The 5,976-nt window shown below is 70.1% G+C and carries 6 protein-coding genes; 3 read left to right on the top strand and 3 right to left on the bottom strand.

The window, feature by feature from the left end:
* Positions 1-415 precede the first annotated feature (415 nt).
* On the top strand, positions 416-1,225 hold the full coding sequence (locus tag Q7W29_11755; GenBank protein MDO9172494.1) for a ferredoxin--NADP reductase: 810 nt from the start codon (positions 416-418) through the stop codon (positions 1,223-1,225).
* A 17-nt stretch (positions 1,226-1,242) separates the two neighbouring features.
* Here Q7W29_11755 and Q7W29_11750 read toward each other — a convergent pair whose 3' ends face one another.
* The 3 genes from Q7W29_11750 to Q7W29_11740 all read right to left on the bottom strand — a co-directional run bounded on the left by Q7W29_11750 (position 1,243) and on the right by Q7W29_11740 (position 3,428).
* Positions 1,243-1,818 (bottom strand): sulfur transferase domain-containing protein, encoded by a 576-nt coding sequence (locus tag Q7W29_11750; protein MDO9172493.1) that lies wholly within the window; start codon positions 1,816-1,818, stop codon positions 1,243-1,245.
* A gap of 85 nt (positions 1,819-1,903) precedes the next feature.
* On the bottom strand, positions 1,904-3,004 hold the full coding sequence (locus Q7W29_11745) for a 4Fe-4S binding protein (GenBank protein ID MDO9172492.1): 1,101 nt from the start codon (positions 3,002-3,004) through the stop codon (positions 1,904-1,906).
* Positions 2,988-3,428, bottom strand: coding sequence for an Rrf2 family transcriptional regulator (locus Q7W29_11740; GenBank protein MDO9172491.1), 441 nt, complete (start codon positions 3,426-3,428; stop codon positions 2,988-2,990). The genes Q7W29_11745 and Q7W29_11740 overlap by 17 nt, the downstream gene beginning before the upstream one ends.
* 232 nt (positions 3,429-3,660) lie before the next feature.
* Between Q7W29_11740 and Q7W29_11735 the strand changes: the two genes are divergently transcribed.
* Both Q7W29_11735 and Q7W29_11730 read left to right on the top strand, forming a co-directional pair.
* Complete coding sequence (locus Q7W29_11735) at positions 3,661-5,064, top strand: cytochrome c biogenesis protein ResB (GenBank protein ID MDO9172490.1); 1,404 nt, start codon at positions 3,661-3,663, stop codon at positions 5,062-5,064.
* Positions 5,061-5,976, top strand: a 916-nt coding sequence (locus tag Q7W29_11730; protein MDO9172489.1) for a hypothetical protein, incomplete at its 3' end; no start/stop codon positions are given. The genes Q7W29_11735 and Q7W29_11730, both read left to right, overlap by 4 nt.

Below are 5,976 nucleotides of genomic sequence, written 5' to 3'. Positions count from 1 at the left end.
CGGCCACGACCACGTCGCCCCGCCGCAAGCGAGCCAGCAGCTTGGCGACCGTCGGTTCGGGCAGGTGCTCCCGCGCCGCGAGGTCGGCCAGGGTCAGCTGCCCTTCCGCGCGGGCCAGGCAGGTCACCAGGCGCAAGGACTGGTCTTCTGCTTTTGATATCTTCATGACTGACAGCACTTTCCGTGAGTGATCGCGGGGCTCGCCACCACACGCTAAATACAAATCAGATTTTGTCAAGATTACGGGGGACGGAATCTTCGACGGCCCCGGCGTCAAGGGAGGCTTCCCGAGCCGCGGATGCCGGAGAAACCGGGAGGTCCGGCTTGCCTGCGGGGGCAAAGTCCCTATCATGGAGCGGCGCCACCGCGGCGCCGGTTCCCGCTCAGGCCATCCCGAACGCCAGCAGGAGTAGCCATGCCGCTCGCCGTCAACGCGACCGTGATCCACCGCAGCGAGGTCACCCACGGCCTGTTCATCATCCGCGTGCGGCCCGACGCCGGCGTGCCGGATTTCAAGGCGGGCCAGTACGCGGTGCTCGGCCTGCCCGGCAGCGCGGCGCGCGTGCCCTTCGCCGACCCCGAGGACCCGCCGGCCGATCCGGACAAGATGATCCGCCGCGCCTATTCGATCGCCTCGGGCAGCGTCGAGAAGGATTTTCTGGAGTTCTACGTCGCCTTCGTCACCGGCGGCGCCCTCACGCCGCGCCTCTACGCGCTGCAGGAGGGCGACCGGATCTTCGTGGGCGACCGCATCGTGGGGATGTTCACGCTCGCCGAGGTGCCGGCCGGCAACGACGTCGTCTTCGTGGCGACGGGCACCGGCCTGGCGCCCTACGTCTCGATGCTGCGCTCGGACTACGCCTTCCACGCCGGCCACCGCACGGTCGTCTTCCACGGCGCGCGCCACAGCTGGGACCTCGGCTACCGCGGCGACATGGAATCCCTGGTCGCCCACCACGACAACTTCACCTATGTCCCGGCGATCAGCAGTCCCGACGACGAGACGGAGGAGTGGACCGGCATGACCGGCCGCGTGACCGCGTTCTTCGAGGACGACACGGCCGAGATGATCCTGGGCGGGCCGCTGGACCCGGCGCGGGTCAGCGTGTTCCTGTGCGGGAATCCGGACATGATCACGGGCATGATGCGGACGCTCGGGGAGAAGGGGTTCCGCGAGCACACGCGCAAGCAGCCCGGCAGCATCTTCGTCGAGAAATACTGGTGAACCGTGCCGCCGGCCGGCTATCGCGCCGCCGGCACCAGATCGGCGCCGAGCATCTGCGCGAACGGCAACGGCGTCATCCCCATCGCCATCCCCCGGTCCCAGGCCGACTCCAGCGGCCAGCCCCGCACGCGCGCCAGGTAGGCCGCGTACAGGTTGCCGGCGCGGGAGCCGCTGAGGCAATGCAGGAACACCAGTTCCCGGCCAGCACCCAACACGGCGGCGAAGCTGTCCACCGCAGCCGGCGTGTAGGGGTATTCCTTGCCGCCCAGGGGAATCGTCACGTAGCGCAGGCCGAGCGAGTCGACGAAAGCCGCTTCGTCGTAGCGCACCTTGGTCGTGTCGGACATCTCCTGCGGTGTGCGCAGGTTGACGACCGTGGCGACGCCGAGCGCGGCGAGTTCCACCAGCGCAGGACGGTCCGGCTGGCCGCCCGTGAACAGGCGGCCGTCCCGATGCAGGGCCGGCACGACACCGTCGAGGATCTTCACTTCGACCGGCGCTGTGTCGGGGGACGCGCCCGTGCCGGGGTCATCGGCGGGACGGGGGCCGAGCGTGCAACCGGCCAGCAGCAGGACCGAGACGGCGACCGGCATGCAGGTCCGAAGCAACGGGCGGACGATCATCGCGAGCACCTCCGCTTGAAGACCCGCACAGGATAGCACGACGACCGGCCGGCCGTCAGTCTTCGGGACCGTAGGCCGGCACCTGGCCGCGGGCGTGGTGGTACTTGGGCGCGTCCATCTCCTGCACGCGCCGCAGGTACTCCTGGTCGGTGATCCCGGTGCGCCAGCGCCCCGCCAGCTTCGCCGCGCCGATCCCCCCGAAGAACACCAGCAGGACCGCCGCCGCGAAGACCGCCGGCCGCACGCGGCGGCGCCACGGGGACGGCCCCCGCACCTCCAGCGCGCCTGGCGCCGGGCAGCTGGTCACGCACTCCAGGCAGCCGGTGCACTCGGGCGAGGTCACCGTGGCGCCGAGGTCGACCGCGAGGTAGGACGGGCAGACGGCCGCGCACTTCCCGCAGTTGGTGCAGTCCGGCGCCGAGCGCACGACCTTCAGCGGCGAGAAGCGGGACAGCGCGCCGAGCAGCGCGCCGTACGGGCAGAAGTAGCGGCACCAGAAGTACGGCACCACGAACGACAGCAGGGCCAGCGCGCCCAGCACCCGGACGGTGACCGGCGACATCCGCGTGAAGAAGTGCAGCATCTTGATGTCGGCGATCCGGTTGTAGGGCGAGTCGATGAACAGCGCGACCGATGCCAACGTCATCTGCACGAACACCGCGAACAGGAAGTAAGCCAGCAGGACGTACTTGAGGCTCATCAGGCCCAGGTCCAGCCAGCGCGGCAGCTTCAGGCGCCGCCGGAAGACCAGGTGGGAGACGCGCGCCAGGGCTTCGCTGAGCGTGCCCACGGGGCACAGCCAGGCGCAGAAGGACTTCTTCAGCAGGAGCGCCGTCAGGCAGATCAGCCCGAACAGCACCAGGCCCGCCGGGTGGACCATCGAGAAACCGCCGCCCGCCAGCCACTGGCGCAGGCTGAGCAGGGCCGAGATGGGCAGGAAGCCCTCGACGCCGGGCGGCCGCACGCCGGCGATCCGTCCGGCCTCGAGGTTCGCGACCCAGCTGGCGAACTGCGCGCCGATGACCAGGATCACCGCCAGGGTGAGCAACTGGACGCCGGTGCGCAGCAGGTAGGGGCGGCGCGGCCGGCCGCGCAGCACGCGCCGCGCCCGCGCGAGGCGCGCCGCGACGGGGTCGCCGTCAGGCAAGGGGGACATCGCCGGGCACCACCTTCAGGTCGAGGTCCACGACGCCGGCGGCCATCTCGGCCACCGAGCGCTCGCGCAGCATGGTCTGGATGTGTTCGCGCAGGCGGCCCCAGGCGCCGTGCAGGGCGCAGGGGTTGGTGTCGTCGCAGGCCGCCAGGCCGAGCAGGCAGGACCGGCCCCAGTCGGCGCCCTCGGTGGGGGCGACGACCTCCGCCAGACGGATTTCCCCGGCGTCGCGGGCCAGCGCGTAGCCGCCGCCGGGGCCGGGGCGGCTCACCACGACCTCCGCCTGCACGAGGCGGTTCATGATCTTGGCCACCATCGGCAGGGACACGCCGAGGCGCTCGGCGAGCCTGGCGTTGGGCACCAGGGTGTCGTGTTCCGCGAGGACGACGACGGCGTGCAGGGCGTAGCGGGTTTCGAGCTTGAACACGGCGACCTCCGGTGCGGGGGTATTCCATACCAATTGATAATCATTTAAGGAAGTGCGGTCAAGACAGGAAACCCGACCGATCCCCTTGGTGTTGCTTGTTCCCGGTCGCAACGGTGGTTATCATGTCCGACGCCGCCCGGCGGCAACGGAACGACCGTTAACGCCCCTGTCCCGCTCGTTCGCGTCATCACGGCGGCCGCACCGGCCGCACCCTCCAACCCGGACGGTGACCGTGACCCGCTTCTTCCAGTTCCCGCTCATCCGCGCGCTGACCTCGCTCAAGCTGAGCATCGCGCTGCTGGTGATCTTCGCCGTCGCCATCGGCAAGGCGACGTTCCTGGAGTCCAGCTACGGGGCCGTCGGCGCCCGTGATCTCGTCTACGGGACCCGCTGGTTCGAGCTGGTGCTCGCGCTGCTCTGCCTGAACCTGCTGCTGGTGCTGTTCAAGAACCTGCCCTACCGGCCTCGCCAGACCGGCTTCGTGATGGTCCACGTCGCGATGATCTGGATCCTGATCAGCGCCGGCATCACGCGCTACTTCGGGCACGAGGGCGTCATGCCGATCCGCGAGGGCTCGTCCACCGACTTCGTCTGGTCGCGCGAGACCCACCTGCAGCTCGTGAGCGGCGACGAGACCGCGTCGTTCCCGGTGCAGCTGTACGCGCCCGGCAAGCAGTCCATCGCGCACTCGGTCAAGCTCGGCGGCCAGAAGTACCGGCTGTCGGTGCTGGAGTACTGGCCGCACTACTCGCTCACCTACCAGCCGGCGGACAGCGGGCCCGCCGCCCTGCAGATGACGACGGTGGGCGAGCAGGGTCCCGAGGCGCTGATGCTCGTGGCCGGCAAGCCGCAGCGGGTCGCCGGCACGACCCTGCAGCTCGTCGAGGGCGATCCCGGCACCGGCGGCGCCGGCCTGGTCTTCGCCCGCGCCGCCGACGGTTCCGTCTCCGCGCTCCCGTCGCAGCCCATGCAGCGGATGGACATGGCCAGCGGCGAGATCGAAGCCGATCTGCCCGCCGGCGCGCCCTTCCCGGTCGAGGAGCTCGTGCTCTACCGCGTGGCGGACGGCGGCTTCCAGTTCGTGCTGCAGCAGAACCACCCGCACATCGAGCTGAAGCCGGCCCCGAGCGAGGACGAGCACGATCCGGCGGCCGCGCGCATCGCGGTGACGGGCCCCCAGGGCGCCGCGACCGAGACCGTGGTCTACAAGGACGACGGCCGCGGCGAGGAGATCGACCTGGGCGGCCGGCCGGCGCGCGTCGTGCTGGGCTCGATCAAGCTGCCCCTGCCCTACAGCCTGCACCTCGACGACTTCCTGCTGGTGAACTATCCCGGCAGCCGCAACCCCGCCAGCTACGAGAGCCACGTGCGGCTCATCGACCAGGAGAAGGGGATCAGCGGCCGCCCGGTGCGCATCTACATGAACCACCCCCTGACCCACCGCGGGCGCAAGCACTTCCAGTCCTCGTACGACACGGACGAGAAGGGCACCGTGCTGTCGGTGAACTACGATCCCGGCAAGTGGCCGACCTACCTCGGCTACATCCTGATCTCGCTGGGATTCGTGCTGATCTTCGCCCGGGACCTCATCTGGCCCGTGAAAACCGAAGCCGACGACACCAGGAGGACGCGATGACCCGGCGTCACCTTGCCCTGTTCGCCGCCCTGTGCGCCCTGGTCCTGACGGCCCCCGCCGCGGTCCGGGCGCAGCAGCACGACCACGAGCACGACCACGCTCCGGCCGCGGCGCCGAGCCTGAACTTCCTCGGCGACGAGAACCGCGCCCTGTGCGAGTCGCTGACCATGCAGGACTTCCGCGGCCGCATGAAGCCCCTGGACACCCAGGCCCGCGAGATCTCGATGAAGATCACCAAGCGGGAGAGCTTCGAGGGCTGGGAACCCATGGACCTCTACATGTCCTGGCTGACCAACCCGGAGTTCTGGTTCGAGTACCCCGTGCTGGCCGTGCGCTTCCCCGGGCTGAAGTCGCTGCTGGGCGTCTCCCCGGAGACGCGCTGGGTCAGCGCCAGCAGCCTGCTGAACGGCAACCAGTACGTGCTGGCCGAGCCGGTGCGCGAGGCCCTGCGCACGCCCGACCGCGACCGCACCAAGCTGCAGCGCCAGCTGCTGCTGTTCGACGAGCGCTTCAACATCTTCTGGGACGTGCTCAACGGCGGCAGCCTGCGCCTCTACCCCATCGCCGGCGACCCCGCCCACACCTGGACCGACTTCAACGGGGTGCTCGAGCAGCCCGCGTCCGATTGGGCCGACCGCAGCCGCGAGGCGATGGACCGCCTGATGTCGGGTCTGCGGGCGAGCGACCAGCCGCGCATCCGCGCCGGACTGGAAGCGACCTCCGCGCTGCAGCACCAGTACGGCGCCGCCGTCCTGCCGAGCAGCGGCGCCCTGAAGGCGGAGCTGTGGCTGAACAAGGCCCACCCCTTCCGCAACGTCACGATGTCCTACCTCGCGGCCTTCGCCGTGCTGCTGTTCGCGTTCTTCTGGAGCCTGGCGCGCCGCGGCGGCCAGCCCTACCCGCCGCGCCATC

The organism is bacterium, from assembly GCA_030654305.1.
GTDB lineage: Bacteria > Krumholzibacteriota > Krumholzibacteriia > LZORAL124-64-63 > LZORAL124-64-63 > PNOJ01.
This window is presented reverse-complemented; position numbering and strand designations above follow the sequence as displayed.

Excerpts from the sequence above, each read along its gene's own strand:
- Q7W29_11750 (MDO9172493.1), bottom strand. The coding sequence starts at position 1,818 with ATGCCGGTCGCCGTCTCGGTCCTGCTGCTGGCCGGTTGCACGCTCGGC.
- Q7W29_11745 (MDO9172492.1), bottom strand. The coding sequence starts at position 3,004 with ATGTCCCCCTTGCCTGACGGCGACCCCGTCGCGGCGCGCCTCGCGCGG.
- Q7W29_11755 (MDO9172494.1), top strand. The coding sequence starts at position 416 with ATGCCGCTCGCCGTCAACGCGACCGTGATCCACCGCAGCGAGGTCACC.